The organism is Rhizobium sp. 862_C5_N1_2, from assembly GCF_051811205.1.
Taxonomy (GTDB): Bacteria; Pseudomonadota; Alphaproteobacteria; order Rhizobiales; family Rhizobiaceae; genus Rhizobium; species Rhizobium leguminosarum.
On sequence record NZ_JBPWPT010000002.1, the window covers coordinates 1 to 26,778 of the forward strand.

Annotated in this window: 26 protein-coding genes; 19 read left to right on the forward strand and 7 right to left on the reverse strand. The window is 60.0% G+C overall.

The genetic code is table 11. The features are described 5' to 3' along the window. The 9 genes from repA to ACD590_RS24380 all read left to right on the forward strand — a co-directional run. The coding region (repA, locus tag ACD590_RS24340) for a plasmid partitioning protein RepA (RefSeq protein ID WP_018245756.1) at positions 1-1,194 on the forward strand (1,194 nt) is incomplete at its 5' end. 4 nt (positions 1,195-1,198) lie between these two features. Further along, positions 1,199-2,200: a plasmid partitioning protein RepB gene (gene repB / locus ACD590_RS24345; protein WP_047620582.1), complete on the forward strand. Its 1,002-nt coding sequence runs from the start codon at positions 1,199-1,201 to the stop codon at positions 2,198-2,200. A gap of 154 nt (positions 2,201-2,354) precedes the next feature. Further along, positions 2,355-3,659: a plasmid replication protein RepC gene (gene repC, locus ACD590_RS24350; RefSeq protein ID WP_439003570.1), complete on the forward strand. Its 1,305-nt coding sequence runs from the start codon at positions 2,355-2,357 to the stop codon at positions 3,657-3,659. Positions 3,660-3,772: 113 nt separating this feature from the next. Further along, the gene (locus tag ACD590_RS24355; protein WP_047622954.1) at positions 3,773-4,657 is read left to right on the forward strand and encodes a dihydrodipicolinate synthase family protein; all 885 of its coding nucleotides are present in this window, start codon (positions 3,773-3,775) and stop codon (positions 4,655-4,657) included. A 7-nt stretch (positions 4,658-4,664) separates the two neighbouring features. Then, entirely contained in the window at positions 4,665-5,342 is a 678-nt protein-coding gene (locus ACD590_RS24360; protein ID WP_018245752.1) for a GntR family transcriptional regulator, read from the forward strand. Positions 5,343-5,397: 55 nt separating this feature from the next. Next, the gene (locus ACD590_RS24365; RefSeq protein WP_018245751.1) at positions 5,398-6,726 is read left to right on the forward strand and encodes an ABC transporter substrate-binding protein; all 1,329 of its coding nucleotides are present in this window, start codon (positions 5,398-5,400) and stop codon (positions 6,724-6,726) included. After that, positions 6,726-7,664: a carbohydrate ABC transporter permease gene (locus tag ACD590_RS24370; RefSeq protein WP_113543068.1), complete on the forward strand. Its 939-nt coding sequence runs from the start codon at positions 6,726-6,728 to the stop codon at positions 7,662-7,664. Before ACD590_RS24365 ends, ACD590_RS24370 begins: the two co-directional genes overlap by 1 nt. Continuing rightward, on the forward strand, positions 7,664-8,479 hold the full coding sequence (locus ACD590_RS24375; RefSeq protein ID WP_003550140.1) for a carbohydrate ABC transporter permease: 816 nt from the start codon (positions 7,664-7,666) through the stop codon (positions 8,477-8,479). The genes ACD590_RS24370 and ACD590_RS24375 overlap by 1 nt, the downstream gene beginning before the upstream one ends. An 18-nt stretch (positions 8,480-8,497) precedes the next feature. Continuing rightward, entirely contained in the window at positions 8,498-9,451 is a 954-nt protein-coding gene (locus ACD590_RS24380) for a sugar kinase (RefSeq protein WP_439003571.1), read from the forward strand. 78 nt (positions 9,452-9,529) lie between these two features. On the opposite strand, the gene ACD590_RS24385 is transcribed toward ACD590_RS24380, so the two are convergent. The 3 genes from ACD590_RS24385 to ACD590_RS24395 all read right to left on the reverse strand — a co-directional run bounded on the left by ACD590_RS24385 (position 9,530) and on the right by ACD590_RS24395 (position 12,653). Next, entirely contained in the window at positions 9,530-10,375 is an 846-nt protein-coding gene (locus ACD590_RS24385) for a carbohydrate ABC transporter permease (RefSeq protein WP_334545746.1), read from the reverse strand. Between the two features lie 5 nt (positions 10,376-10,380). After that, positions 10,381-11,319 carry a carbohydrate ABC transporter permease gene (locus ACD590_RS24390; RefSeq protein ID WP_334545745.1) on the reverse strand — a complete coding sequence of 313 codons (939 nt, stop codon included), beginning with the start codon at positions 11,317-11,319 and terminating at the stop codon, positions 10,381-10,383. Positions 11,320-11,405: 86 nt separating this feature from the next. Beyond that, positions 11,406-12,653 carry an ABC transporter substrate-binding protein gene (locus ACD590_RS24395; RefSeq protein WP_018245746.1) on the reverse strand — a complete coding sequence of 416 codons (1,248 nt, stop codon included), beginning with the start codon at positions 12,651-12,653 and terminating at the stop codon, positions 11,406-11,408. 574 nt (positions 12,654-13,227) lie between these two features. On the opposite strand from ACD590_RS24395, the gene ACD590_RS24400 reads away from it, so the two are divergent. Then, entirely contained in the window at positions 13,228-14,262 is a 1,035-nt protein-coding gene (locus ACD590_RS24400; protein WP_018245745.1) for a LacI family DNA-binding transcriptional regulator, read from the forward strand. 19 nt (positions 14,263-14,281) lie between these two features. On the opposite strand, the gene ACD590_RS24405 is transcribed toward ACD590_RS24400, so the two are convergent. Together ACD590_RS24405 and ACD590_RS24410 are read right to left on the reverse strand one after the other, a co-directional pair. Next, entirely contained in the window at positions 14,282-15,217 is a 936-nt protein-coding gene (locus ACD590_RS24405) for an alpha/beta hydrolase (RefSeq protein ID WP_439003572.1), read from the reverse strand. After that, positions 15,214-16,362, reverse strand: coding sequence for a Gfo/Idh/MocA family protein (locus ACD590_RS24410; protein ID WP_439003573.1), 1,149 nt, complete (start codon positions 16,360-16,362; stop codon positions 15,214-15,216). The genes ACD590_RS24405 and ACD590_RS24410 overlap by 4 nt, the downstream gene beginning before the upstream one ends. Before the next feature lie 278 nt (positions 16,363-16,640). Between ACD590_RS24410 and ACD590_RS24415 the strand changes: the two genes are divergently transcribed. Then, positions 16,641-17,459, forward strand: a complete 819-nt coding sequence (locus tag ACD590_RS24415) for a sugar phosphate isomerase/epimerase family protein (RefSeq protein WP_439003574.1) — start codon at positions 16,641-16,643, stop codon at positions 17,457-17,459. Between the two features lie 92 nt (positions 17,460-17,551). Here ACD590_RS24415 and ACD590_RS24420 read toward each other — a convergent pair whose 3' ends face one another. After that, complete coding sequence (locus ACD590_RS24420) at positions 17,552-18,313, reverse strand: DeoR/GlpR family DNA-binding transcription regulator (protein ID WP_018245741.1); 762 nt, start codon at positions 18,311-18,313, stop codon at positions 17,552-17,554. 245 nt (positions 18,314-18,558) lie between these two features. Between ACD590_RS24420 and ACD590_RS24425 the strand changes: the two genes are divergently transcribed. The 8 genes from ACD590_RS24425 to ACD590_RS24460 all read left to right on the forward strand — a co-directional run bounded on the left by ACD590_RS24425 (position 18,559) and on the right by ACD590_RS24460 (position 26,316). Beyond that, positions 18,559-19,359 carry a class I fructose-bisphosphate aldolase gene (locus ACD590_RS24425; protein ID WP_018245739.1) on the forward strand — a complete coding sequence of 267 codons (801 nt, stop codon included), beginning with the start codon at positions 18,559-18,561 and terminating at the stop codon, positions 19,357-19,359. A 3-nt stretch (positions 19,360-19,362) separates the two neighbouring features. Next, entirely contained in the window at positions 19,363-20,304 is a 942-nt protein-coding gene (locus tag ACD590_RS24430) for a PfkB family carbohydrate kinase (RefSeq protein WP_439003575.1), read from the forward strand. 335 nt (positions 20,305-20,639) lie between these two features. Continuing rightward, the gene (locus ACD590_RS24435) at positions 20,640-21,785 is read left to right on the forward strand and encodes an ABC transporter ATP-binding protein (protein ID WP_020572891.1); all 1,146 of its coding nucleotides are present in this window, start codon (positions 20,640-20,642) and stop codon (positions 21,783-21,785) included. 126 nt (positions 21,786-21,911) lie between these two features. Beyond that, a complete protein-coding gene (locus tag ACD590_RS24440) occupies positions 21,912-22,988 on the forward strand; it encodes a Gfo/Idh/MocA family protein (RefSeq protein ID WP_193442966.1) in 1,077 nt (358 codons plus the stop codon). After that, complete coding sequence (locus tag ACD590_RS24445; RefSeq protein ID WP_439003576.1) at positions 22,988-23,833, forward strand: sugar phosphate isomerase/epimerase family protein; 846 nt, start codon at positions 22,988-22,990, stop codon at positions 23,831-23,833. The genes ACD590_RS24440 and ACD590_RS24445 overlap by 1 nt, the downstream gene beginning before the upstream one ends. After that, positions 23,830-24,639, forward strand: a complete 810-nt coding sequence (locus ACD590_RS24450) for an alpha/beta fold hydrolase (protein WP_168298289.1) — start codon at positions 23,830-23,832, stop codon at positions 24,637-24,639. The genes ACD590_RS24445 and ACD590_RS24450 overlap by 4 nt, the downstream gene beginning before the upstream one ends. Positions 24,640-24,643: 4 nt before the next feature. Beyond that, the gene (locus ACD590_RS24455) at positions 24,644-25,345 is read left to right on the forward strand and encodes a ribulose-phosphate 3-epimerase (RefSeq protein ID WP_439003577.1); all 702 of its coding nucleotides are present in this window, start codon (positions 24,644-24,646) and stop codon (positions 25,343-25,345) included. Between the two features lie 14 nt (positions 25,346-25,359). Next, a complete protein-coding gene (locus ACD590_RS24460; protein ID WP_439004042.1) occupies positions 25,360-26,316 on the forward strand; it encodes an ROK family protein in 957 nt (318 codons plus the stop codon). 27 nt (positions 26,317-26,343) lie between these two features. Here the strand turns inward: ACD590_RS24460 and ACD590_RS24465 are convergent, their stop codons facing one another. Further along, positions 26,344-26,739 carry a DUF4112 domain-containing protein gene (locus ACD590_RS24465; protein ID WP_018245731.1) on the reverse strand — a complete coding sequence of 132 codons (396 nt, stop codon included), beginning with the start codon at positions 26,737-26,739 and terminating at the stop codon, positions 26,344-26,346. Positions 26,740-26,778 lie beyond the last annotated feature (39 nt).

A 26,778-nucleotide genomic window follows, 5' to 3' on the forward strand; every position in this document is an offset into this window, starting at 1 on the left:
ATGCAGCCGAGTCTTGCTGTTCAGGACGATCAAGAGCACCTCCCATCGCTTCTGGCAACAGATGCGAAGGAGTTATCCTATCAACTTCAGCAGCATCAGGCAAAAATCTTCCCCCCGCTGTCGCAAAAGACGATCAGAACATTTTCGCCGGCGGAAGCTGCGGCCTTTATCGGCATCGGCGAAGGTTATCTCCGCCAGGTGGCCGCCGACGGCCATGGGCCCGATCCGCTCGCAAACGGACGGCGGCTTTACAGTGCAACGGATATGGATCGCATTCGCCGGGTCCTCGACGAGCGAAACGGAACGCCGAAATATGTGCCGGCGCGCAGGCCGGGCGAGAAGCTCCAGATTATCTCCGTCATGAATTTCAAGGGCGGCTCGGGCAAGACCACCACTGCGGCCCATCTGGCCCAGTTCATGGCGCTGCGAGGCTACCGCGTGCTCGCCGTCGACCTCGATCCGCAGGCCTCCTTGTCCGCCTTGTTCGGTCATCAGCCGGAGTTCGACGTCGGAGAGGGCGAAACGATCTACGGTGCGATCCGATATGAGGAGCCGCGCCCCATCGCCGACATCGTGCGCGCCACCTACACGCCAAATCTCCATCTCATTCCGGGCAATCTCGAGCTGATGGAATTCGAGCACGAGACGCCGAAGGCGATGGCGTCGGGGACGGCGGAGACGATGTTCTTTGCCCGCATCGGCGAAGTCCTGACGGAGATCGAAAGCCTTTACGACGTCGTCGTCATCGACTGCCCGCCACAGTTGGGTTTCCTCACGATGTCGGCGCTCTGCGCGGCAACCTCGGTCTTGATCACGGTCCACCCGCAGATGCTGGATGTCATGTCGATGTCGCAGTTTCTGACGATGACGAGTGAGCTGATGTCGGTCGTCGAAAAGGCCGGCGGACGTACCAGCTATGACTGGATGCGCTATCTCGTGACCCGGTTCGAGCCGAACGACGGACCGCAAAGCCAGATGACCGGCTTCATGCGGGCGATCTTCGGCAATCGAATGCTGCACAATGCCATGGTGAAATCGACGGCAGTCGCCGATGCCGGCGTTACCAAGCAGACTCTCTACGAGGTCGAGCGGTCGCAGTTCACACGCGGAACCTACGATCGGGCGCTGGAATCCCTCAACCTCGTGAATGGCGAGATCGAGGCGCATATTCGCTCGACCTGGGGAAGGAAATAGATAGATGGCGCGCAAGAACCTCATCGAAATTTCCGCTCCGAACCCGGAAAGGATGGACGCGGTTGCACCACGCGACAATCGTCCGATCGCCGGATTCGTGCCGCAGGAGCGCAGTGCTGCGCCTGTCGGCGGCATTACGAAAACACTCGGCAACATTACCGAGAAAATGGAGCGTGCGAGTGAACTGGAACGGCAGCTTGCCACCGGCCAGACCATCGTCGAACTCGATCCCGGCCTGATCGACGCTTCCTTCGTCAGCGACCGATTGGCGATCGATGCGGCCGAACTCGCACAGCTCGTCGAGCAAATCCGTGAGCACGGGCAGCAGGTTCCGATCCTAGTCCGCCCACATCCCGAAACCAGGGGACGCTACCAAGTCGCCTATGGCCATCGTCGCCTGGCTGCCGCCCGAGAAATCGGCATCAGGGTGCGCGCGGTCGTCCGCGATCTTACCGACGGTCAACTGGTCGTCAGCCAGGGACAGGAAAACAGCGCTCGAACCAATCTCTCCTACATCGAGCGCGCGCTCTTTGCATCGCGGCTCGAGGAACGCAGCTTTGGCCGCGATGTCATTATGGCGGCTCTCGGCGTGGACAAGGCGGCGCTGTCGAGAATGCTGATCGTCATACGACAGGTCCCCCTGAGGCTCGTCAACGCCATCGGTGCGGCACCTGATATCGGCCGCCGGCGATGGTTGGAATTGGGCGAGCGGCTTGAGAAAGCCGACGTCGAGAAGATCATCGCGGAGTTGTCCGCGGACGACGCGCGCAAAATTTCGAGCGACGAGCGGTTTCAGCGGGCACTCGTTCTGGCAACGAAGAAGACGGCTGCGCCGAAGCCGGCGGTGGCCAAAACCCAGGTTACTGGCGTGCCTGTCATGATCAAGAAGACAGTATCCGGTGCGACCTTCGTCTTCGACGGCAAGATCGCGCCCGGTTTCGATCAATTCGTCCAGGAACGGCTGAAGGGCCTGTTCCAGGAGTTCAACAAGGACAGAGGAGCGTAGAGCGCAAAAGAAAAAGGCCCCCAACGACGCCGTCGTGGAAGCCCTTCTCAGATCTTAAGCACATCGAGAATCGCATTTCCACGAATCACAGTCAAGCGTCTTAGGCACCAAATTGGTGGATGGTTTTCTTTTGCCTGAACGAAGGTGAAGGCAAATGGAGAGTGGATATGTGACGACGCCCTTCGGGCGGCGGCCGATGTCGCTTGGCATGCTGGCAAGTCAGCAATTGGCCGAGACCATCGAGCCGGGAATGAAGCGCAGCAAGTGGAAGCTGTTCAGGGCGATCTGTGAGGCGCGGCCGGCGCTCGGCGTGACCGATCGGGCGTTGACGGTGCTCGATGCGCTTTTGACCTTCTACCCAGACGACGAGATTTCCGAGGAGAAGGGCCTGATTGTCTTCCCGTCGAATGCGCAGCTGTCGCTGCGTGCTCGCGGCATGACGCCGGCCACCCTCAGGCGGCATCTTGCCGTCCTGGTCGACGCCGGCCTGATCCTGCGCAAGGACAGCCCGAACGGAAAGCGCTATGCGCGCCGCGACAGGGCAGGGGCCATCGGCGAGGCCTTTGGCTTCAGCGTCGCGCCGCTTCTGGCGCGTGCTGTCGAGATCGAAAGCCTGGCCGCCCAGGCGGTTGCCGACCGGGAACTGTTGCGGGTGACCAGGGAACGCCTGACGGTGGGCCGGCGCGATGTCTCCAAGCTGATCGCGACGGCTATCGAAGAAGGAGTTTCCGGTGATTGGGAAGGCATTTCGGCGATGTTTCGAACGCTCCTTGCCCGGATTCCGCGCGTGGCGACCGCAGAAGAACTGGCACCGTTGCTCGATGAGATGGGGCTGCTGCGTACCGAGATCGTCAACGTGCTGGAAAGACGGATAAAAACGAAAAAAATAGACGCCAATGAGTCTCAAATTGAGCGTCACAAACAGAATTCAAATCCCGACTTCATTTATGAACTTGAACCAAGCTTCGCAACGAAGCAGGGCGAAAAGGCAGCAGCCGATCATGAACCGAACGCCGGACCGCCGGACGAGCGAAGATTGAAACAGCCGAAGCCGTCCGGCGGGATGAGCAACAGGGCGGGAGGCGCGGTCGATCGAGGGGCCGGGCCAAGCCTGAAATCCTTCCCGCTCGGCCTCGTCCTCCAGGCCTGCCCCAGTATTCTCGACTACGGGCCAGGCGGAACCATCGGTAACTGGCGAGACCTGATGTCGGCCGCCGTCGTTGTCCGCTCGATGCTCGGCGTCAGTCCCTCGGCCTATGAGGAAGCCTGCTCCGGTATGGGGCCAGAAAACGCCGCAACCGTGATCGCTTGTATCCTGGAAAGGGGAGGGCACATTAACTCGCCCGGTGGTTACCTCAGGGATCTGACCCGAAGGACCGAAAGGGGCGAGTTTGCGATCGGCCCGATGCTGATGGCGCTCGTTCGGGCGAACGGACCGGCAGCAAGGCATGCCAGTTGATCGTAAGGAAGCTACGGCCGCGACAATCGCGTAACGAGGCGGTGTGTAATCACCTCTTTACAGCTAACATGTTAGTCTGCTACGTCTGACGCGGTAATTGGGAGGAAGCATAGTTGACACAGAAATTCGGGCTCTCGGTCGCGCTTGCGACACCGTTCGACAGCAATGGCGATATCGCGATCGAGGCGATGATCGAGCAGGCGCGGCGCAGCCTCGCGGCCGGATGCTCGAGCGTTACGCTGTTCGGGACGACGGGTGAAGGCTCTTCCATCGGAACGCAGGAACGTGAACGTGTCCTCGCTTCGATGCTTGATAGCGGGATAGCAGCAAAGCAAATCATCGTCGGCGTGCTGGTCGACGCGGCCGAGGATGCCGCGATGCTGGCAAGTCACGCGCTTTCCAAAGGAGCCCGAAATATCCTTCTTGCTCCCCCTTCCTACTTCAAGAACGTGAGTGATGACGGCGTCTTCCAGTGGTTTTCGGCTGTATTCGCCATCCTCGGCGACAAGGCGCGAGACATTATCGTCTACAACATTCCCTCGCTCACCATGGTTCCGCTGACCATATCGTTGATCGGTCGGCTGCGGACCGCCTTTCCCAACATCGTTATCGGCGTCAAGGATTCCTCCGGCGACTGGCCTTTCACGGAAGCACTATTGAAGGCGCATGGCGATCTCGTCATCCTGGTGGGGGACGAACGTCACCTGGCGAGGGGCGTGCGGCTTGGCGGCCAGGGTGCGATCTCCGGCATGGCGAATTTCGTGCCACGCGAGGTCAAGCTGATGGCGGAGGAAGGCATGGACGATTCCCGCATCGAGGATTTCGTGGAGGAACTGCTGAAATTTCCGGTGACTGCGGCCGTGAAAACCATGGTCACTCACGTGACGTCGGATGAAATCTGGCTTGCGGTTCGTCCGCCACTCGTCTCAATATCCGCAGAAGGGCAGGCGCAACTCTTTCGTGCCTTCGATACTCTTTTCCGCTCGAAAGCGGCATAGGGCGGACATGTTTCTGGGAGAGGCGATGGACGGAACCGACGAGCAGCCGACACTGCGGGAAAAGGCGTATGAAAGCTTCACACGCCACCTTCTTGCGCGTGATGTGCGCCCCGGCCAGTTCGTTTCGCAGCGTCGCCTCGTCGAGCTGACGGGGCTGACGCTTGGCGCCATCCGCGAACTTATCCCGAGGCTCGAAGCCGAAGGGCTGATCAAGACAGTGCCCCAGCGGGGTTTGCAGATCGCTCATATCGACCTTAACCTCATTCGCGAGGCGTTCCAGCTGCGCGTCTTCCTGGAGAAGGAAGCAGTTGCGCTTTTCACCCGCTCTGCGTCTGACGAGACGATCGCCAAGCTTCTGAAACAGCATCGGGATATTGCCGATGCCATTCGAAACGGCGATGGATCGCACGAATTGGAGGTGCACGCGCAAGCTGTCGATTGGGGCATGCACGACGCCTTTATCGATGCTTTAGGAAATACCATCATCTCGAACGCCTACCGGGTGAACTCGATCAAGATGCGCCTGATCAGTCAGGATCGTTTTCGCATCGATGGTCACGTCGGACCTGTCATGGGCGAGCACCTCAAGGTGCTCGAGGCAATCGAACGACGATCGGCGGAGGACGCCGTCAACAGCCTTGTCGCACACATCAATCATGCAAGAGATCGTGCGCTCAGGATATAATCGGAAATAAACAGCCGGGGGTGAGGAGATCGCCGGCAAAAGGAGGAGGAATCACATGTCATCGTTTTTAAATCCGACGAGACGCGGCTTTCTGGCGGGTACGGCCGCTTTTGGGGCCAGCAGCATGCTCGGCGTGCGGCTGGCATCGGCTGCGGTCGATTGGAAGCGCTTTGCCGGCACGACGCTCGAAGTCAACCTGGTCAAGAGCCCTCGCAGCGAAATACTTCTGAAGTACCTGCCTGAATTCGAGGAGCTCACCGGCATCAAGGTCAATGCCGAGGCGACGCCCGAACAACAGCAGCGTCAGAAGACGACCATCGAGCTGAGCTCCGGCAAGCCGAGCTTCGACGTAGTGCACATGAGCTATCATGTCCAGAAGCGGCAGTTCGAAAAGGGCGGCTGGCTTGCCGATATCAGCGGTTTCCTCAAGGACCCCTCTCTGACCGACCCGTCTCTGGTTGAAAGCGACTTCGCCGAAGCCGGCCTGACTTTTGCCAAAGATCCGGACGGCGTTTTGCGTTCGCTTCCATTCTCGGTCGATTACTGGATCATCTATTGGAACAAGGCGCTGTTCGAGAAGAAGGGGCTTGCCTACCCGACGACGTTCGAAGAACTCGCCAGTGCTGCGGAGGCGCTCACCGATCCTTCCACCAACACCTACGGTTTCGTCGCCCGCGGCCTGAAGAACGCCAATACGCCGGTCTGGACGTCGCTGCTGCTCGGTTATGGTTCGAGCCCGCTCGGTCCTGATGGCAAGCTGCGCACAACATCGCAAGAAGCGATCGATGCGGCCAAGCTTTACCAAAGGCTGATGACCAAGACCGCCCCTCCCGGCGTCTCCGGCTTCAACTGGGCCGAGGCGCAGTCGGCCTTCCTGCAGGGCAAGATCGGTATGTGGCTGGACGGCGTCGGTTTTGCGCCGCCGATCGAGAATCCGGAAAAGTCACGCGTCGTCGGCCAGGTCGGTTACGGCATCATGCCGAAAGGTCCGAAGGCACAGGCCGCTGGCACCTTCGGCGACGGGCTTGGCGTCGTCGCGGCAAGCCAGAAAAAAGAGGCCGGGTACCTCTTCTGCCAATGGGCGATTTCGCATGAAATGGGCGCACGTCTGCTGCAGGCCGGCGCCGGCGTTCCTTTCCGCCAGTCTGTCCTCGAGGATGCGAAAGTCCGTGAAGGCGTCAAGATGCCGAGCGCATGGCTTGATGCCGTCGTCGGTTCCGGCAAGATCTCGAAGCTCGCGCTGCCGGTCATCATTCCGGTCACCGAGTTCCGTGACGTTTATGGCGTCGGTCTTACCAACATGATCGGCGGCGCCGATCCCGAAACCGAACTGAAGGCAGCGACGGCACAGTTCGAACCCGTCCTGGCGAAAAGCGAGGGATAATGGCCTCGACAAGTATCGAAACGACCGCAGTGGCCAAGACGTCGAAAGGAAGGAGCAAACCGGATCGGTTTGCTCCCAACTACTGGCCCTTTGTCATCCCGGCGCTCATCGTCATATCAGCCGTCATCGTCTTTCCATGGGTGTTTACTGTGTGGATGAGCGTCAACAGCTGGACGCTCGGCCAATCGCAGGTCTTTGCTGGGCTGGACAATTACGCGCGCCTCGCCACCGACATGCGCTTTTGGGAGTCGCTGTGGCATACGGTGCTCTATACGACGCTGTCGGTGGTGGTTCCCCTTTTTCTGGGGACGCTCGCGGCGCTGATCTTCGATGCTCAATTTCCACTGCGCGGTCTTATCCGCGGCATATTCGTGATGCCGATGATGGCGACACCGGTCGCCATCGCACTCGTCTGGACGATGATGTTCCATCCGCAGCTGGGCGTCCTCAACTATCTCCTCTCCTTCATCGGCATCGGCCCGCAGGAGTGGATCTATAATCAGAGCAGCGTCATCCCGTCGCTGGTGCTGGTCGAGACCTGGCAGTGGACGCCGCTTATCATGCTGATCGTGCTCGGCGGTCTGGCGGCGGTTCCGCGCGAGCCCTATGAAAGTGCTGAAATCGACGGAGCCAATGTCTGGCAGAAATTCCGCTATCTGACGCTGCCGATGATCGCGCCGTTCCTGATGATTGCCGTGATTATCCGCAGCATCGATGCGGTGAAAAGTTTCGACATCATCTATGCCATGACCCAAGGCGGCCCCGGCACGGCGTCGGAGACGATCAACATCTATCTCTACAACACCGCTTTCGCCTACTACGACATCGGCTATGGCTCGGCCATGGCGGTTGTTTTCTTCATCCTCATCGTCCTGCTCTCCTTCGTCCTTATGATGCTCCGGCAGCGCGTAAATTGGTCCGACGGGGAGGCACGCTGATGAAGCGCAAGACACTCGATCGCATCGGATTGCTATTTGTTGCTTTGGTGATGATCTCGCCGGTCGTCCTGTTCTTCCTCTGGATGATCTCGCTGTCGCTGAAATATGAGATCGACAACGGCGCCTATCCGCCGATCTTCATCCCGGAGCGTTTGGCCTGGTCGAACTATCTGAAGGTCTTCGAAGAGAACAACTTCTTCCTCTATCTCTGGAATTCGGTGCTGGTGACGGGTGCGGCCACGCTTCTGGCGTTGCTGATCGGCGTGCCCGCCGGATATGGCATCGCGCGGCTGAAGGCGGAGAAGTCCGCGATGGTCATCATGATCGCACGCATGACGCCCGGCCTTTCTTTCCTGATCCCGCTCTTCCTGCTGTTCCAGTGGCTGAATCTGCTCGGCACGCTCATGCCGCAGATCATTATCCATCTCGTGGTCACCGTGCCGATCGTCGTGTGGATCATGATCGGTTATTTCGAGACGACGCCGATGGAGCTGGAAGAGGCTGCAAGCATCGACGGCGCAACACCCTGGCAGGTTTTCCGGTTGGTGGCCTTGCCGATCGCAAGGCCGGGCATCGTGGTCGCCTTCATCCTGTCAGTCATCTTCTCGTGGAACAACTTCGTCTTCGGCATCGTGCTCGCCAGCCGCGAGACACGCACGCTTCCGGTCGCGGTCTACAACATGCTCTCGTTCGAGCAGGTCAGTTGGGGTCCGCTGGCGGCGGCGGCGTTGATTGTCACCTTGCCCGTGCTGATATTGACGGTGTTTGCGCAACGGCAGATCGTGGCGGGCCTGACGGCCGGGGCCGTCAAGTGAGCGGGTGAGACAACGGTTTTGACGACTTCTGCCTTCGACCCGCCTCCCGGTCAGGCGCGCCGCGTTTTGTGTGTCGGCGCGGCGGTTATGGACACGTTGTTTCGCGTGCGCTCGTTACCGACCGGCCAGGGAAAAATTCTGCCTTACGATATGCTGCAGATTGCCGAAGGCATGGCATCGAGCGCGGCCTTTGCGGTCACCCGGCTGGGCGGCAAAGCCAGCCTCTGGGGCGCAGTCGGCGGTGACGCCACCGGCGACCGCATCATCGCCGACCTCAGCGATAGCGGCATAGACACGAGCGGCATGGTGCGTGTGGCAGGCGCCCGCTCGGCCGTCTCGACGATCCTTGTCGATGACCAGGGCGAGCGCTTGATCGTGCCTTTCTACGATGCCGGCCTGCACGAAACGGTCAAGCCGGTCACAAAACAGGACGTTTCTGCTTTCGATGCGGTGCTGGTCGACGTCCGGTGGCCGAAGCTTGCTCTGCGGGCGCTGTCGGCGGCCCGAGAGGCGGGCAAGCCGGCCATTCTCGATGGTGACGTTGCAGGCGATGGCGTGATCGAGATGTTGGCACCGGCCGCCAGCCATATCGTATTCTCGCAGCCGGCCGCCGAACGGCTTGTCGGGACAGCAGAGCTGTTGAAGGTCGTCGGCGTTCTGAAGCGAAAGTTCGAGCATGCCTTCATCAGCGTCACGGCTGGCGAAAATGGCTGCTTCTGGTTCGACGACCGAACCGGCGAAATTGTCCATCTTGCCGCTCCGAAGGTGAGGGCGGTCGATACACTCGCGGCCGGCGATATCTTCCATGGCGCTTTTGCGCTGGCTACTGCGGAAGGCTTGCCGATCGAAGAGACGATGCGATTGTCATCCATGGCGGCGGCACTCAAATGCCAGGTATTCGGTGGACGTATCGGTGCGCCCACCAGAGCCGAAGTCTGCGATGCCCTGCGGGATTGGAGCGCTGGGCGGTAGTCTTGGCGGGCAGGCAGATCGGAAAAGCGATCTGCCTGCGGTATGCGTTCTCAAAGCCAGTTTAGGATCAGCGCTCCATCAGCTTTTGACCGAGCCGGCTGTCATGCCTGCCAGGAAGTAGCGCTGAGCAACGAGGTAAAGGACCAGAAGGGGAAGGGAACCGAGCACGCTCATCGCCATCATCTCGTTCCACTCGAAGGCGTGCTGGCCCATCAGAAGCTGGATGCCGATCGGAACGGTTCTAAGATCCATCGATTTCGTCAGCGTCAGCGCGAAGAGGAATTCGTTCCAGGCCAGCAGAAATGTGTAGACCGCCGTGGCGACGATCCCGGGGATGGAGACCGGAACGATGACGCGCCAGAGCGCCGTCCAGCTCGAGCCGCCGTCGACAAGGACGGCCTCGTCCAGCTCTTTCGGCAAGGTGTTGAGATAGCCTGTCATCAGCAGGATGGCATAAGGCAGTGTGAAGACCATGTAGGTCAGGATCAGCGCCAGATAGGTATCGAAGATCCTGAAGGCGACCACCATTCCGAAATAGGGGATGAGAAGGGTGATCGGCGGAACGGTCTGGGTGCTGATGATGAAGATGTTCAAGGTGTTCTTGAATCGGAACTTATAGCGGCTGAAGCCGTAGGCGGTCACGATGGCTACGACGAGGGTCAGGCAGGTGACGACGCCGGCAACGAAGTAGCTGTTGATGAAGAACCGCACTTTCACCGGATCGTTGAAGATCGTCAGATAGGCGGCCACCGTAAAATCCTGCGGAAAAAGCCGCGGCGGAAGGGCGAAGATTTCGGTATTCGATTTCAGCGAACTGAAAAACATCCACACGATCGGGAAGGCCGAAAAGACCAGGCCGATCGCCAAGCCGAGATAGGTCAGGATGGTCGGCAATACCGAGCTCTTGAAGGAACGCTTTGCCATGGCGATCACCTGCGCTGCTGGTGTTTGATGTAGAAGTAGGTGACGCTCATCGAGATGATGAGGATGATCATCGCGCTCGCCGAAGCCAACGAGAATTCGTACTGGGAGAAGGCGAGCTTGTAGGTGAAGGTGGAGAGCACTTCCGTCGAATAGATCGGCCCGCCGCCCGTCGTCATCCAAACGAGTGGAAAAACCTGCATCGTCCAGATGAAGTCGAGAAGCGCGATGCTGATGATGATCGGCATCAACTGCGGAATGGTGATGTACCAGAACTTTTGGAGTCCATTCGCGCCGTCGATACCGGCTGCCTCGTAGAGCTCCTTCGAAATGCCCTGGAGGCCGGCGAGCAGGCTGACCATGTAGAGTGGATAACCCGCCCAGATATTTGCGAAGGTCAAAGCGTGGATGGCGGTGCGCGTGGACGAAAACCACTCGACCTTGAAGTTGATGATATGGAGCGCCAACAGCACGCTGTTGACGACACCGTTCGGGTCGAGCAACAGGCGCCAGATGATGGCGATGATGACGGCGGTGAACAGCCAGGGCAGGATGAAGAGCACACGCAGGATGCTGCGAATGAGCGGATCGACGCGGTTGGTGTTCAACAGCAGCGCGAAGGCCAGGCCGATGATGAAGTGGAAGACGACGCTCATGATCGTGAAATAAAGCGTCTGCACCACCGACTGCCAGAAGACCGGATTCTCGAAGATGGTCAGATAATTCTGGAAGCCCGCGAAGGCAGCGTCCTTTTTCATGATGGCGCCGTCCATCAATGAATATTTGAAGACCATCACCATCGGGAACAGCATCAGCAGAACAAGCAGGAGGGTCGCCGGCGAAACGTAGAAATACGGCACCAGCTTCCTCAAGGTGCTGTAACGAAGCCATCCTTTTCTTGGCGCTTTGGCGTGCGCAGCGACCAGAGCCGGAGCGGAATGATTCATGAGCTGTGACTTCCATTCTGCCGAGATTTGACGACTGCACCGGCAGCGCCAGGGCGCGCTGCCGGTGATCCGTGAAAGCGACGTGCTTAGAACTTTGCGAGCCACGCCTTCTGGGTATTGGCAGCCGCATCCTTGGCTGACTGCCCCCCGTCGAACATCTTTTGAACTTCGACGTTCATGTCGCGCATCAGCTCTTCGGCGACCGGAAGGCCGACGAATTCGTTGGCAGGATAACCGCTTTGGAAGATTTTGAAAGCTTCAGCGAAGATCGGGTCCGAGGCCACGAAATCCGGCTTGGCATGGACGTTGCCGGGGAAGGCGTTGGCAATCGAGACCAGACGGCCGTTGACGTCAGGGCTCATCAGATATTCGACGAGCTTCCAGGCTTCTTCCTTGTGCTGGCTGCCCTCGCTGATGCCGATGCCCCAGGACGCATAGGGCATGCCGCGCTTGCCGGTGTAGCCGTCAGTGGCCGGCAAGGCTGATATGCCGAAATTGAGCTTTGGATTTCGCTCGCGGATGAGGGTCACATGGGCGAGGGAATCCACCATCATGCCGACGCGGCCGTTGACGAATTCCTCGACCTTGTCCTGTTCCTTCTTGGCGAAAATGCCGGGAGAAATAACGCCTTCTTTATTGAGGGAAGCGATATAGTCGAGCGTTCCGACGACAGCGTCATTTTCGAGGTCAGGCTTGCCGTCCTTTAGCATCGAGGCGCCGGAGGCCCAGACCCAGGACATCACGTCGTTCTGGATTCCGCTCGGAGATTGCAGCGAGAGCGGCAGAACCCAGCCATACTGGTTCTTCGCGGCGTCGGTCATCTTCTTCGCGGCGTCTGCAAATTCCGTGCGGGTCGTCGGCAGCTTGTCGACGCCGGATGCCTTGGCGATATCGAGGTTCACGAAGACGGGATAGACGAAGGATGCGAGCGGGAACATCACGCTCTTGCCATCGACCTTGACGATATCGGTGATCTGGCTCTTGTCGTACTTGGCCTTCTCCATCAATTCGTCCATCGAGGCGATTGCGCCCTGCTTGGCGAGCCCGTTTACCCAGGCGCCATCCAGCCCCACTACGTCGCTCAGCGTTCCCGAGGCGGCGCCGACGACGATCTGGTCACGCGTCGTGGCATAGGGACCGCTGACCAGCGTCACCTTGATGCCGGGATTTTTGGCTTCGAAATCGTTCATAATGCCGCGCAAGGCGCCGGACGGCATTTCGGGTTCCCACCATTGAATGAATTCGATGGTGGTGTCGGCAAACGCGGATGTGGCGCAGAGCGCCCATACCGCTACGGCAGCCCGCATGGTCACGCCGAATTTTCTGATATTCATCTGTGCCTCCCAAAGATTGTCAGTTAATCGATCCTCCTCAAGATCGTAGGCAAAGTAGGTTCCCTGAAGCCCCCATCTGTCAATGAAGAACTGTGATCGGGAAAGGATGGGAGGTCGACATTCGCGGCGCGTGTTCAGTTAAATCATTGATAGAAAATAATAAAATTAATTGACATCGTCAGTATTTTTCTGCAGCATTTGTGTTGCTTGTGACGTATTTTTTCTTTACTTTCGTAAACAAATGAAAGTTTACCCAACAAAATGAAAAGAGTGGCGCCCGGCAGTCTTCACTGTAAATTTTCGAATTTAGGCGCTGAAACAAGCGCCTTTTGCAACCACGCGGCGCAGACTGCGCAAGTCGCAGATGAAGGGAACATTTCGATTTTCGAAAGGGAGGGGATGGCCCGCACCAAAATGACGGATCACACCGGCTTACGTGTTGGTTTTCGACGATTCCGGAAAACGAAGATCACCCTGTACAAATTGCCGAATGCGTGATTTGGCGCGTCAGTGGACCTGCCGTTGAGTGAGAAATCATTCCTGACCAGTTGTCGTCTCGCCAATAAGGAATTGAATGGCCAAGAAAAGCTATAAATCGATGGATGACTTCGCAACCGCCGCCGGCGTATCGCGTCCGACATTGTCGAAATATTTCGATGATCCCTCGCTGATCAAGGAGGTCACCCGCAAGCGTATCGAGGCGGCTCTCAAGAAGTCGAATTTCGAGCCGAACCTTTTCGCGCGGCATCTCAATCGCAAGCGGACCAGGAATATCGGTATTCTGGTCCCGACCATGTCGGATCCCTTTTATGTGCAGGTGGTGTCGCTGATCGAGCTGGAGTTGCGCGAAAAGGGTTTCTGGCCCGTCCAGATATCTTCGCACACGCGGCCAGAGCTGGAGGCGGAGGCCGTGCGGACCCTGCTCTCGCTGAAGGTTGCAGGTGCGATCGTGGCGCCGCTCGGGGCCGGTTCTCGCCGTTCTGCGCTGGAAAGACTAAGCGACGCAATCCCCGTCGTCTGCTTCGACAACCCTGCCAGCGCTGACCTTCCTTATGTCGGCAACGACAACGCGCAAAGCATGGCAGCCATTGTGCAATATCTCTGCCGATCCGGTGAGCCACCGATATTCCTGGAAATTCCGCATTTGACAGAAAATGCCGGCGAGCGGCAGGCGAGCTACCGCGCGACCATGGCGAGGGAAGGGCATTCCCCGCTCGTCATTGATTGCGACGCACCACCTTCCTGGGAATTCGAGCGTCTCGGATACGAGCAGATGCAGAGAATTCTTGCGAATGGCGGTCTTCCCGGCAAAACGCTGCTATGCGCCAACGACCGCTTCGCTTTCGGCGCGATGGCAGCCGCATTCGCTTCGGGACTGAAAATCGGCCGGAGCGACGCTTGTGACGTACGCATCGCCGGGCACGACGATCACCCGCTGAGCCGATATACCTGTCCGTCGCTGACGACCATGGCCCAGAACGCGCCCGAGATCGCGGCAAAATCCGTCGAGCTTTTGCTGGCGCACATCGAGAGCGAGGATGATGGGACGACCCCTGTGACCAACAGGGTGATCCTCGAGGCGACGCTTGTTATGCGCGACTCGGCTTGAGACTGGGCGGGTTCCCGCTTCAACGGGCAAGCGCAGGGTCCATGGCGCGCCATGCCATTGCAATGGCTTCAAGGGCCTCTTGCCCCTCCGGAATGGCCCGTCTCTTTGATACGAAGCCATGGATCTGTCCGGGCCAGGTCCGGCTTGTGGCCTGCGCTTCCAAGCTCAGCCGCTCGGCATAGGCCGCCCCTTCGTCAAATAGTACGTCGTATCCGGCAAGGATCACGAAGGCTGGCGCCACCCCCGCCAGCGACGCTGCGCTGAGCGGCGAGGCGCGCCAATCCGGCCCGCTCGCGGCTTCCGGCAGATAGTGGTCTCGGAACCATTTCATCGCCGCGGCCGTCAGACCGAAACCCTCCGCATAACGCAAGTAGCTGTCGCTTGCCTGCGACTGGTCGGTCACTGGATAGATCAACACCTGTCCGATGACAGCCGGCACCTGTCCGTCCCGCGCCAGGAGGGCGACGACGGCGGCAAGATTGCCGCCGGCGCTATCGCCGGCGACGATAATCCGCAAGGGATCGATGCCGAGGGCATCAGCTTGATCGGTCATCCAGACGAGTGTTGCGGCGCAATCATCGATCGCGGTCGGAAAGGGGTGTTCCGGGGCCAGGCGATAGTCGGGTGAAACCACGACGGCGCCTGCCATATTGGCAAGCGTCCGGCAGATATCCTCATGGGTTTCCGGCGCGCCGATCACAAAGCCGCCGCCATGGAGATAAAGCAAGGCCGGTGCACCCTGGCGCGGCGCGGCCCGACCGCGCCATATCTTCAACCTGATGGCGCCCACATGGCTTTCCAACATCTCGGCCACGTCCTCGAGTGGCCACTGGATGTCTGCGAAACTGTCCAGATACTGCTGCCGCGCCTGCGCCGGGGTACAACTTTCCACCGGCGTTTCCGGATCGCCCGGCCAGGCAAGGGCGCGTTTGGCGGATTCGTCCAGTTGCGTCATGCCAGCAAGTTCCTTGCTTCGTCTTCCCGCAATTCTTTTGGCTGCGCGACGATACCCGTAATAGTCTGCGCGATACCGGTTTCACCTGCACGCAGGATCGCTTCCATGACTTCGAGCACATGCAGGGCGAGATCGCCCGAAGCGCGTGGCGCACGGTCTTCGATGATTGCGCGCGCGAGATCGGCAAGGCCAAGCATGCGGTAGTTGGCACGATCCGGCGCTGCGATCGGCCAGTTGACGGCACCGAAGAGTTCGCCTGATGTATCCGTTTCCTGCCAGGGAGCGCCACGGCTGGAGAGCGCGACGGAGCCGCCGAAATTGTCGGGGTCGGGCAGGCGCAGCGAGCCTTCGGTACCGTGGAGCTCGATGGGGTGGTTGGAGTGGCGGAAGACGTCCCAGGAGCTGCCGAAGGTGACCGTGGCGCCGCAATCGAATTCAAGCAGCGAAAGCACGCTGGTCGGCGTGCCCACCCTGAATGTGGTGCCCCGTTTCGGCCCCTCGGCGGTGATGAGCCGCTCTTCCTGCCCGCTTGTGGCGACGGCCTGCACACGGCGGATCGGCCCCATCAGATTGACCATCATCGTGAGATAGTAGGGCCCCATATCCATGACCGGGCCGGCGCCGGCCTGGTAGTAGAAGCTGGGATCCGGATGCCAGTGCTCCATGCCGCGCCCCATCATGAAGGCTGTTCCAGTCACCAGCTTGCCGATAGCGCCGGCTTCCATCTGCCGCCGGGCATGGCGTCCGGCCGCTCCCAGGAACGTGTCTGGCGCCGAGCCGAGCATGAGGCCCTTGCCGGCGGCGGCATCCACCAGCCGGCGTCCTTCCGCGGCCGTGACGCCGAGCGGCTTCTCCGTGAAGACATGCTTGCCTGCCGACAGCGCTCGTATCGAAACGTCAAAATGCGCAGCCGGGATTGTCAGATTGAGGATCAGGTCGATGTTCTTGTCGTCAATGAGGCTATCGACGTCAGCCGCCCGCAGATCGAATTCCGCCGCGCGGCGCTTGGCGGCGTCTGCGTTGAGGTCTGCACAGGCGATGATTTCGACGTCGCGGAATAGCGGCGCGTTGCGCATATAGGCGAGCGAAATATTGCCGCATCCCACAACGCCTATCCTGAGTTTCATACCATTGGTCTGTGTCATCGAAGAACCTGATTTTGCCGTTGCGGTGCGAAGGGTTGAGGTGCGTTACATTTTAATCGCAAGGAATAAAATATATTGACGCACGGTAACATTTGACCGTAGGTAATGGCAAGACGCTGGCGTCGCAATCCCCGCTGAAGAGCGCGCCGTTCCGATCTTCCGCCGCCTCTCCAGGCGGAAACGGTTTGGCAAGGCCGGCGAAGCCACGAGGATTGCTCGCGCGGGGAGCCGCCGGCTTTGGTACCGGCTGTCATCAACGAATAGGTCAGGACCGAGATATGAAAAACGCTGAGCTGCAGATCGGCTGCCAAACATTCACCTGGGAGATGCTGGGTACCGGTTGGAGCGGCGGTGCGGACGATCTGGTGCGCGCCATTGCCGATGGCGGATATGCCGGTGTCGAAATCACCGATACGATGATCGGTCACTACGCGCTCAAGCCTGCCGACTTTGCCCGCACCCTGACGGATGCCGGCTTGGCGCTGGTTTCCTTTGCCTTCGGCTCCCCCAGCGGCTTCACGATGGCGGAAAAGATTGCCTCCGATCTCGACGCGGCGCGGCGATGGGTCGATTTCGCGGCGAACTTTCCCGGTGCGATGGTATCGATGGGATCGGCGACGGTCGTCTCGGATGGTCCACTCGATGAGAAATTCGCCATTGCGGCCGAGTGCTACAATCGTGCGACCGAGATCGGACAGTCGGCTGGCGTCGCCGTTGCGGTCCATCCTTCCTCGCACCACAATACGCTCCTCTTCACCCGCAACGACTATGATCGCCTCTTTGCTCTCTTGGATCCAGGCGTGGGTTGGGTGCCGGATACCGGCCATATCCTGCGTGGCAGCCAGCAGATCGACGACACGCTGGCGGCCCACCGGGACCGGATCCGCTACTTGCATCTGAAGGATGTCGACGCCGGCGGGACCTGGGCGATGCTGGGCGAAGGCGTCTGCGACGTGCCTGCCGTGATTTCGGCCGTTCGGGATGCGCCGAACTTTATCGGCTGGATCGTGGTGGAAGAAGAATCGGACCATGCCGGAACCGATCCTGCCGCGGCCGTTCGCGCGAACCGCGAGACGCTTCGACGTCTGGGATTTTAGCCCTTCTCGTATTCCATGGCGTCGGCCAAAGCCATCCGTCGACGCCAAAGCCGCTCCTGTCTCTCTTGTAAATTGGAGAGGTGGACTGCAGGTCACGCGTAGCGAACCTCCACGCCCAGCTTGTCCAGCCGGTGGCGAATGCTGTGCGGCATGTTGCTGTCCGTGATGATCAGGTCGACGCGCGATAGCGAGAAGGCTTTGGAAGAGGCGCCGATGTCAAATTTGCTCGAATCCGCCACGAGGACGACACGCCGGGCCATGCGAACCAGGTTGCGCTTGGTTCGCGCAATATCCTCGGAGACATCGACGACATCGAAGGCCTGATCGATCGCGTGAGCGCTGACAAAGGCCTGGTGGGCGACGAGGCCGCCGACCGCCTTGTCGGAGTCCGATACGATCGTGCTCACGGTGCTGGGAAATACGCGGCCGCCGATCATGTGCACGTCGAGCCCTGGCCGGTACATCAGATGCTGCGCGATGTTCATCGCCGTCGTCGCAACCACGACGTTGTTGACCGGGGGCATCTGCATGGCCACTTGCAACAGCGTCGAACCGCTGTCGAAGACGATCGACTGATTGTCGATGATCTGCCGCGCAGCCATCTGGGCGATGCGTCGCTTCGCATCGAAATTGCGCTGCATGCGTTCCTCGAAGGCCGCCGCTGGCGAGTCGGATGGCAGGGCGATTGCCCCGCCATGTGTTTTGATCAGTTGCTTCTTCGCGTCCATGATTTCGAGGTCGGAGCGGATCGTCACTTCCGAGACCTCAAAGAATTCCGCGAGCTGGCGGGTGCGTGCCTGACCGACCCGTTGAAGTTCCAGCATGATCTGCTGCCGCCTCTGCTCCGCAAGCATTTGTGATCCCGACCTGTCGCTCTTTGCGACCAAATGACTTTTGAAAAACGAAAGTTTGCCGCCTTATCCTACGACTCCTGCTACAAAAATAGCCGCAGGGCGACGAAAATGCACGTCAAAAATTCATCATCCATGTAAAAACGAAAGAAATCGAAATATTGAATATTTGTTTGTTTTCGAGTTAGGGTTTCCTCAGCATCGGCGCCAGCAATCGCAAAGCCGGCAATCACGAAGGAAGTATCGCCATGGGTCTCGGAACCAAAGTCCGCCTCGCACGCCTGTTCTCGAACCCATCGGGTCATCTTTTCGGAGGCGCCGTCGATCATTTTGTCGGTTATGGCAATGTTCGTGAGGGCGGGCTTGCCGACCTGCCGGGTGCGCTCAGACGCGTCATGGCGGGGGGACCCGACTACATCAGCATCCAGCCCGGCGCGGCGCGCCACCTCTGGTCGGAATATGCCGGGAAGGCAGCGCTCGTCATTCAGGGTGGTTGCTTCACCGCTGACGACCGCATTCGCCAGCTTATTGCGACCCCGGAAGACGCGGTGCGCTATGGTGCGGACGCTCTGGCTGTCGCCATTCCCGTGCGCGGCGCCACCGAAGGAGAGTATATCCGCTGGCTCACCGATACGGTCAACGCCGCCGCCCGCTTCGAGATGCCGGTCGTTGCTCATGTCTATCCCCGTGATTTCTCCGACGGCGGCAAGATCGTGTTCACCCCGGATGAGATTGCCTATGCCGTGCGCATCGGATTCGAGGCCGGAGTCGACGTGATCAAGGTCGGCTATACCGGCGATTTCGAATCCTTCCGCGAGACCGTTGCGACCTGCCCGATTCCGGTCGTGATCGCCGGCGGCCCCAAGACCGAAACGCTGCTCGGAGCGCTCGTCCAGACCTCGGAGGCATTGCGCGCTGGAGCCAAAGGCGCGGTCGTCGGTCGCAACCTTTGGGGCCACGGCGATACGACCATGGCCGCGCGCGCCTTCAAGTTCGTCATTCATAAAGGCATGACGCCGGAGGATGCGCTGGCGGCGGCCGGTGCTTGAGACGTGTCGCGCCCTTTCCAGGTTCTGGGCTTCGGCGCCCTGGCAATCGATGACATCATCTATGTCGATCGGGGGCTGACGGCCGGCAAGGGAAAAGTGATTAAGCGTGCCACGGACCATGGCGGCAACGTGGCGACGGCCCTGGTTGCCGCCGCCCGGCTTGGTGGGCGGGCCGGCTTCATAGGCTGGCTCGGCGATGAGCCAATGGCCGATGTGGCGGGTAGCGAACTCGAGCGTAACGGCGTCGACATATCGCTGGCTCCCCGCCACGCTGATGCTGCACCGATCCGTTCCGTGATCACGGTCGGTCCCGACGGCGACCGATTCATCGCTTATGACGACGATGTGCTGCACGGCACGTCGGATGCGCTGCCCGACGATGTTCTGATGCAGGCCCCGGTCCTGCTGATCGATGGCTATGCCACGCACGCCGAAAGTGTCGTGGCGCGCGCACGCGCCCTGGGTCTGGCCGTGATTGCCGATATCGAATGGACGGTCGGTGCCGCGACAGACCGGATCCTGGCTTTTGCCGATCACCTCGTGCTGCCGCTCGCCTTTGCGCAGGAATACACCGGCGAAGGTGATTCCACGATGATCCTGGAGAAGCTCTGGTCCGGGGATCGGTCCGCGGTTGTCCTTACTGATGGCGAACGAGGAACCTATCTCCGCCAGAAGGGCGATACCGTCAGGTGGCATGTGCCGGCCTATCAGGTTCAGGCGGTCGATACGACCGGCGCCGGTGATTGTTTTCACGGTGCCTACGCCCTTGCCCTCGCTAGGGGTAAGCGCCCGCTTGATTGCGTTGCCTATGCCACGGCGGCGGCCGCCATTTCCGTGACCGCACGGGGAGGGCGCCGAGGCCTGCCAGATCACCGGACATGTCTGGCATGGATGGCGGCGGAGAATGCACCTGCGCCGCTCCCGATGTCGAGATGCCAAAAGTGAGCGCAGGTGTGACCGGTGTCGACACTGGTCGACCGACCGAGCGGTGCGTCGCTGATCTGCAATTGAAGCGCCTTGCGAGATCTCTTGACAGTCATGGCGTTGGCCATAAAAGTTACGCGCGATAAAAAATATAATTCCGCAAATGAATATTCGTTTCATATAGAATGATAATATTTTTCAACTAGATACGATTTGTTTCCGATAGATTGTGATGAATTCACCTCGATTCTTTTGTTGACTTTGACGCTCAGGCCTGAGCTTTCTTGTCAAAAGGATCGGAGACGGCGGGGAGCGCCGTTCAAGATGTGATCCGGACTGGTACGGGAGGACGAGACGTGGCTGTGGTTGTACTCGACAAAATCTGCAAGACCTATGGAAACAGCTACCATGCGATCAAGGATCTGAGCCTGACGATCCATGATGGCGAGTTTCTGATTCTGGTCGGGCCGTCCGGATGCGGAAAATCGACCGCTCTGCGCATGATTGCCGGGCTCGAGGAAATCAGCAGCGGAACATTGAGCATCGGCGGTCAGGACGTCGTGGATCTCGCGCCCAAGGACCGGGACATTGCCATGGTCTTTCAAAGCTATGCGCTTTATCCGCACATGACAGTGTTCGACAACATCGCCTTTTCGATGAAGCTGGCCGGAAAGAACAAGGCCGAACGCACCAAACGCGTGCATGAGATCGCCAAGATCCTGCAGCTGGAATCCTTGCTGGGCAACAAGCCCGCACAGCTTTCCGGCGGCCAGCGCCAGCGTGTTGCGATGGGCCGCGCCATGGTCCGTGAGCCCGCGGCATTCCTCATGGACGAACCGCTCTCGAACCTTGATGCGAAGCTGCGTGTTCAGATGCGGGCGGAGATCGCCAGCCTGCAGAGACAGCTGGGCGTGACGACGATCTACGTGACGCACGACCAGACCGAAGCGCTGACCATGGGCGATCGGGTCGCGGTGCTGAAGGGCGGCGTGCTTCAGCAAGTGGATACGCCCAAGGCTCTGTATCACCGCCCGGTCAATGCGTTTGTCGCCGGCTTCATCGGTTCGCCGTCGATGAACCTTTTCGAAGGGCGTCTGGAGGGCGGGCGGATCCATCTGCCGGGCTTCTCCATTCCGTTGTCCGACGGCGCCTTCGAACGCGCTCCCGGTCTTTCCGCCTTCGAGGGAAAGGCCCTGATCTTTGGGGTCAGGCCCGAGGACCTCTACGACAGCCGGTTGCCGTCGGGTGCCTCCCATCCGACGATCCCGGTTGTCGTGAAGTCGATCGAGGAGCTAGGCTCCGAGTTGATCGTGCATTTGAAGATCGACGCGGTCCGGATCGACTCAGGCGACCCCGATGCTGTCGAGGACTTGAGCGGGGCCGCCAACGCCGTTGCGCGGTTCGAGGCTGTCAGTGCGGTCGAGACAGGCCAATCGATCAATGTGGCGATCGACCCGGCGAAACTGCACTTTTTCCATCCGCAAACGCATATGGCGCTCTGAATTGACGAGGGAGCAGCGGGCGGCGCTGGTGGCGGCCCGGCCAGAAGACGTCGTTGACGTTTGAAAGCATTCCATCCGACGCCGAAACCGGCGTTCACTTCAATATCCGACCCGAAGGGCTTTTCGATGCCAGCAAAACAGGAACGACGTCTCCGCATCGGCGTATTGGGAGCGGGCCAGATTGCCCAGGCCGCGCACTTCGAGAGCTGCACGAAGGCAGCCAATGCCGACCTCTATGCGATTTGCGACGTTGCCGAGGATCTCCGTGAGCGTATGGCAATCACCCACGGGGTGGAAAAAACCTATGACGATTACGATAAGATGCTGGCCGATCCCGACCTCGATGCCGTGGTGATCGCGACCGCCGATGCCTTTCACGTCCCGGCTTCCATTCGCGCCCTTCAGGCAGGCAAACATGTCCTGTGCGAGAAACCCGTCGGTGTCACCGTCGAGGAATGCCTTGAACTGAAAGCTGTAGTCGACAGGGCGGGAAAGGTGTTTCAGGTCGGGCATATGAAGCGTTTCGACGCGGGGCTCCAGGCTGCCAAGTCCTTCATCCGCGATGAAATGGGCGAAATGGTTGCTCTGAAAGCATGGTATTGCGACAGCACGCACCGCTATCCAATGACCGATGCGGTCCAACCCCTGATCGTCACCAGCGCCAATGCGCGGAAGCCCACCGCCAATCCGAAAGCCGACCTGCGGCGCTACTACATGCTTGCCCACGGTTGCCATCTGATCGACACCGCACGTTATTTCGCCGGCGACATCGTTTCCGTCAACGCTCGCCTGTCGGAGCGCGCCGGTATCTGGTGCTGGTTCGTGGACGTGGAATTTGCCTCCGGCACGCTCGGCCATCTCGATCTCACCGTCCAGGTGCGCATGGACTGGCACGAAGGCTTTCAGATCTATGGCAAGAATGGCAGCATTTTGGGCAAGACCTATAACCCGTGGTACTACAAGACCAGCGAGGTGGACATTTTCCGAGAGGCGGACGGCGCGACCCATCGAGTTCTCGGTGCCGACGGCCATTTCTATCGCCGTCAGGTCGAAGGCTTCGCCCGCACCATTCTGGATGGCGCCGTGATGGAAGGCGCCGACATCGATGATGGTCTGGCATCCGTCCGGGCCATGGTCGCCGTCGCGCGTTCGGCCGAAAGCGGCAAGGCGGTTGCGCTGTCCGACGTCACGGGTGGCGTGTGATGAAGCTCGGCATCTTCGCAAAGACCTTCGAGGGAACTGAACCCGCAACCGTTCTCAACTCGGTCGCCGCGGCCGGATTCACCTGCGCCCAATATAATATGGCCTGCTCGGGCCTTGCGCCGATGCCGGAGATCATCACGGAAGCCCAGGCCCGCTCGGTCGCCGAAGCCGCGCGCGAGAGCGGCGTCGAAATCGTTGCCGTTTCCGGCACCTTCAACATGATCCACCCGGATACTGCCGTTCGCGCGGCCGGCCTTCGTAACCTCGCGACGCTGGCCGAGCGCAGCACCGGCATGTCGACCGCCCTGATCACGCTCTGCACCGGCACACGCGATCCCATCGACCAGTGGAAGGCCCACGCCGACAACAATACGCCGGAGGCCTGGCGGGACCTCCTCGAAGCGATGGGAACGGCCATCGAGATCGCCGACCGCTACGATGTCGATCTCGGCATCGAGCCCGAGCTTGCCAATGTCGTCAACTCGGCTGAGAAATCCCATCGGCTGATCACGGCACTAAAGAGCCCCCGCATCAAGATCGTGCTCGATCCGGCCAATCTCTTCGAGCTCGCGACGTTGGATGAGCAGCGGAGCATCGTGTCTTCCGCCATCGACCTTCTGGCCGATCGGATCGTCATGGCGCATGCGAAAGACCGCAATCGCGACGGTAGTTTCGCGACCGCCGGCAAGGGCGTCCTCGATTACGCGCATTATCTCGGCCGTCTCAAGGCGATCGGCTTCGAGGGCAGTCTCGTCACGCATGGTCTTTCGGCTTCGGAGGCGGCCGGTGTGGCGGCCTTTCTGAAGAATAGCCTCGACGGTCATTCTGCGGGGGCAGGAAGATGAGACGGGCTCAACCGTTCGAAACCAGCGACGGGACCATTCTCAATGTGGATATGGCGGGCGAGGGCGCGTCCGCCATATTCCAGCATGGCTTATGCGGAGACGCGGCGCAGTCCGACGAAGTCTTTCCGCTCGAAGCGGGTTTTCGCCGGGTAACGATCGAAGCGCGTGGCCACGGCCACTCCCAAGCCGGCAATCTGGAGCGGTTGTCGATCGCGACCTTCTGCGATGATATCGCCGCCTATATCGAGAAAAACCTTACGCCGCCGATCATGATCGGCGGCATCTCGATGGGTGCTGCGATCGCCTTACGTCTCGCGGTCACGCGGCCCGATCTTGTCAAGGCTCTGATCATCGCAAGGCCGGCCTGGCTGACGGCAACCGCGCCGGAGAATATGGCGCCCAATGCCGAAGTCGGGCGGCTTTTGAAAACTCTGCCGCCGGATGAGGCAAAGACCACGTTCCTGGCAGGGCCGGTGGGCGTGCGGCTCGCCGCCGAGGCTCCGGACAATCTGGCGTCACTCGCCGGCTTTTTCTCCCGCACGCCTTTGGATGTGACCGCCGAACTGCTCACCAGGATCTCAAATGACGGTCCTGATGTGACCGACGAGGAGGTCGGCAATATCGCCGTACCGACGCTCATCATCGGCCATGATCGGGACAGCATTCATCCTCTTGGCCACGCATGTGCTCTTGCCGAGCGCATTGCCGGCGCGCGTTTCGTGCAGATCACATCGAAGACTGTGAGCCGTCCGCAATACGTCGCCGACTTCCGGCTTGCCATGGGCCATTTTCTGAAGGAGCTCTGAAACAATGACGACCCCCTCCAAGACCTGGATCGCTGATCTTCCGAAGGATCGCTTGATTGCTGAATTCTCCGTCTGGTCGGCCGATCTTGTGCGTCTCGCCGATGATCTGATGCGTGTCGATCCGCACGTCGACATCCTCCATATCGATGTCGCCGATGGTCATTTCGCGCCGGCAATGTTGTTTTTCCCCGATCTCGTCGCCGGGGTGCGCAAAATTTCCGCGCGCCCGATCCATGTTCACCTGATGGTCGCCGACAGCATCATCCTGTCGCAGATCGAGCAGTTCGCCGATGCGGGCAGCGACCTGATTAGCCTGCATGTTGAAAACGAAAGCGTCGCCGACCAGGCGCTCGATCTCCTCGATCGCCGCGGCGTCGCCGCCGGCATGGTCCTCAAAGTCGATACTCCCGTCGAGCGGGTCGAAAGATACGTTTCCCGGCTGAGTTTCGTGACGCTGCTCGGCACGGCGATCGGTGTGAAGGGCCAGGGCCTCGACGAAAAGGCCGGCGCCCGGCTTCAGCAGGCCAAGCAGATCATCGCCGGCTGCGGCGCGGCGCATCGGATCGTGCTTGCGGCCGACGGCGGTATTCGCGAGCACACCGTGCCTCACCTGCGCCAGTCGGGTGCGGAGACGGTCGTTCTCGGTTCCCTGGCTTTCAATGCGCCGTCGCTCGACGAGCGGATGGCATGGGTCCGCGCACTCTAACTGATGGTCTTCACATGCAGCAGGTTGCCATTGGAATCGACCTCGGTGGGACGCAGGTACGCGCTGCCCTCGTCGACGAGCAAGGCCGGATTCTGGCGCGCGCAGCCGAACCGACGGATGCGCTGGGGGGTCCCGACCGCGTGCTCGCCCAGATTTGCGGCCTGGCGGATGGACTGCTTGCAGCATCAAACCCTGCTTCGGTGGTGGGCGTCGGCGTATCCGCTCCGGGCCCACTCGATACGGTTGCCGGTGTCGCGACTGATATCCCGACCCTCTCCGGCTTCGTCGATTTTCCGCTGAAGGCGGAGTTGCAGAAGCGGTTTCCGTTTCCGGTCGACCTCGAGAATGATGCTATTGCCGCTGCCATCGGTGAGTGGCAATTCGGAATTGGCAAGGGGCTTGATAACCTTGTCTATGTCACGGTCAGCACCGGAATCGGCGGCGGCGTTATCTCGGATGGTCGCGTGGTGCGCGGCCGCAAGGGCATGGCGGCTCATGTCGGCCACATGTCGGTCGTGCCGAACGGCGAGCTTTGCCCTTGCGGCAACAGGGGCTGTTTCGAGGCCTATGGATCCGGGCCGGCTTTTGCGCGGCGCGCGCAAATGCGAGCGATGGAAAGCCGCGACACGACGTTAGGCAGCAATGACGGAGCCATAGACAGCCGCAGCGTTTTCGCGGCCGCCAGAAATGGAGACCGTCTCGCAAATCAACTGGTCGACGAGGAAGCGGAGATTCTCGGCCGCGGCTTCACCAGCCTGATCCATATCTTCAGTCCGGATATCATTGTGATGGGAGGCGGGCTTTCCCACGAGTTCGATCGGCTGCAACCGGGCATTCAAGCCTACATCACGCAATGGGCCATGCCGGCATTCAAGGATGTCAAGGTGATGCTGGCAGCATTGGATCAGAACTCTGGCCTCGTCGGCGCGGCGGCCCTGGCGTTTCTGACGAGAAAGGGCGCTCGGACGTGATCCAGACCGGCGAAGCGATCGGCTTCGTCAGATGTGCCGATTCAGCTCGTCTTCGCCAATCCCAAAGTGGTCGAGGATGATACCGACGTTTCGGCGATGAGACTTGAAATAGACGTCGAAGAGATCGCCGATCAAGGGAACCGTTCCGCCTGCGGCGTCGATCCCGAGATTGACGGCCATACGGGCGAGCTTATGGGTGGGAACACCGAGGCGTCTTGCCTCATCGATGATGAAAAGACCGATCAGAGATCCGGCAATGTCGCCGACGGCCGGGATAAGGCCGAGAATTGAGTCCGCGCCGATCCGCACGCCGATGACAGGCAATCTGACCGCAGTATCCATCATGCGCGCTATGCCGACAGCGCGCCGAATTCTTCCAAGCTCGATAGAGGTCAGGTGTTTCGCGCTGGCGGAAGCTGGCATCAGCAGCCTTTTGGCACGAACGATCGCTCCGCCCCCCTC

Bases quoted from the DNA above. Each gene is read 5' to 3' on its own strand.
- ACD590_RS24415 (WP_439003574.1), top strand. From the start codon at position 16,641: ATGAAAAACGCTGAGCTGCAGATCGGCTGCCAAACATTCACCTGGGAG.
- ACD590_RS24375 (WP_003550140.1), top strand. From the start codon at position 7,664: ATGAAGCGCAAGACACTCGATCGCATCGGATTGCTATTTGTTGCTTTG.
- ACD590_RS24390 (WP_334545745.1), bottom strand. From the start codon at position 11,319: ATGAATCATTCCGCTCCGGCTCTGGTCGCTGCGCACGCCAAAGCGCCA.
- ACD590_RS24395 (WP_018245746.1), bottom strand. From the start codon at position 12,653: ATGAATATCAGAAAATTCGGCGTGACCATGCGGGCTGCCGTAGCGGTA.
- ACD590_RS24460 (WP_439004042.1), top strand. From the start codon at position 25,360: ATGCAGCAGGTTGCCATTGGAATCGACCTCGGTGGGACGCAGGTACGC.
- ACD590_RS24365 (WP_018245751.1), top strand. From the start codon at position 5,398: ATGTCATCGTTTTTAAATCCGACGAGACGCGGCTTTCTGGCGGGTACG.
- ACD590_RS24440 (WP_193442966.1), top strand. From the start codon at position 21,912: ATGCCAGCAAAACAGGAACGACGTCTCCGCATCGGCGTATTGGGAGCG.
- ACD590_RS24420 (WP_018245741.1), bottom strand. From the start codon at position 18,313: ATGCTTGCGGAGCAGAGGCGGCAGCAGATCATGCTGGAACTTCAACGG.
- ACD590_RS24465 (WP_018245731.1), bottom strand. From the start codon at position 26,739: ATGCCAGCTTCCGCCAGCGCGAAACACCTGACCTCTATCGAGCTTGGA.
- repB (WP_047620582.1), top strand. From the start codon at position 1,199: ATGGCGCGCAAGAACCTCATCGAAATTTCCGCTCCGAACCCGGAAAGG.
- ACD590_RS24450 (WP_168298289.1), top strand. From the start codon at position 23,830: ATGAGACGGGCTCAACCGTTCGAAACCAGCGACGGGACCATTCTCAAT.
- ACD590_RS24425 (WP_018245739.1), top strand. From the start codon at position 18,559: ATGGGTCTCGGAACCAAAGTCCGCCTCGCACGCCTGTTCTCGAACCCA.
- ACD590_RS24405 (WP_439003572.1), bottom strand. From the start codon at position 15,217: ATGACGCAACTGGACGAATCCGCCAAACGCGCCCTTGCCTGGCCGGGC.
- ACD590_RS24360 (WP_018245752.1), top strand. From the start codon at position 4,665: ATGTTTCTGGGAGAGGCGATGGACGGAACCGACGAGCAGCCGACACTG.
- repC (WP_439003570.1), top strand. From the start codon at position 2,355: ATGGAGAGTGGATATGTGACGACGCCCTTCGGGCGGCGGCCGATGTCG.
- ACD590_RS24445 (WP_439003576.1), top strand. From the start codon at position 22,988: ATGAAGCTCGGCATCTTCGCAAAGACCTTCGAGGGAACTGAACCCGCA.
- ACD590_RS24410 (WP_439003573.1), bottom strand. From the start codon at position 16,362: ATGACACAGACCAATGGTATGAAACTCAGGATAGGCGTTGTGGGATGC.
- ACD590_RS24370 (WP_113543068.1), top strand. From the start codon at position 6,726: ATGGCCTCGACAAGTATCGAAACGACCGCAGTGGCCAAGACGTCGAAA.
- ACD590_RS24400 (WP_018245745.1), top strand. From the start codon at position 13,228: ATGGCCAAGAAAAGCTATAAATCGATGGATGACTTCGCAACCGCCGCC.
- ACD590_RS24385 (WP_334545746.1), bottom strand. From the start codon at position 10,375: ATGGCAAAGCGTTCCTTCAAGAGCTCGGTATTGCCGACCATCCTGACC.
- ACD590_RS24455 (WP_439003577.1), top strand. From the start codon at position 24,644: ATGACGACCCCCTCCAAGACCTGGATCGCTGATCTTCCGAAGGATCGC.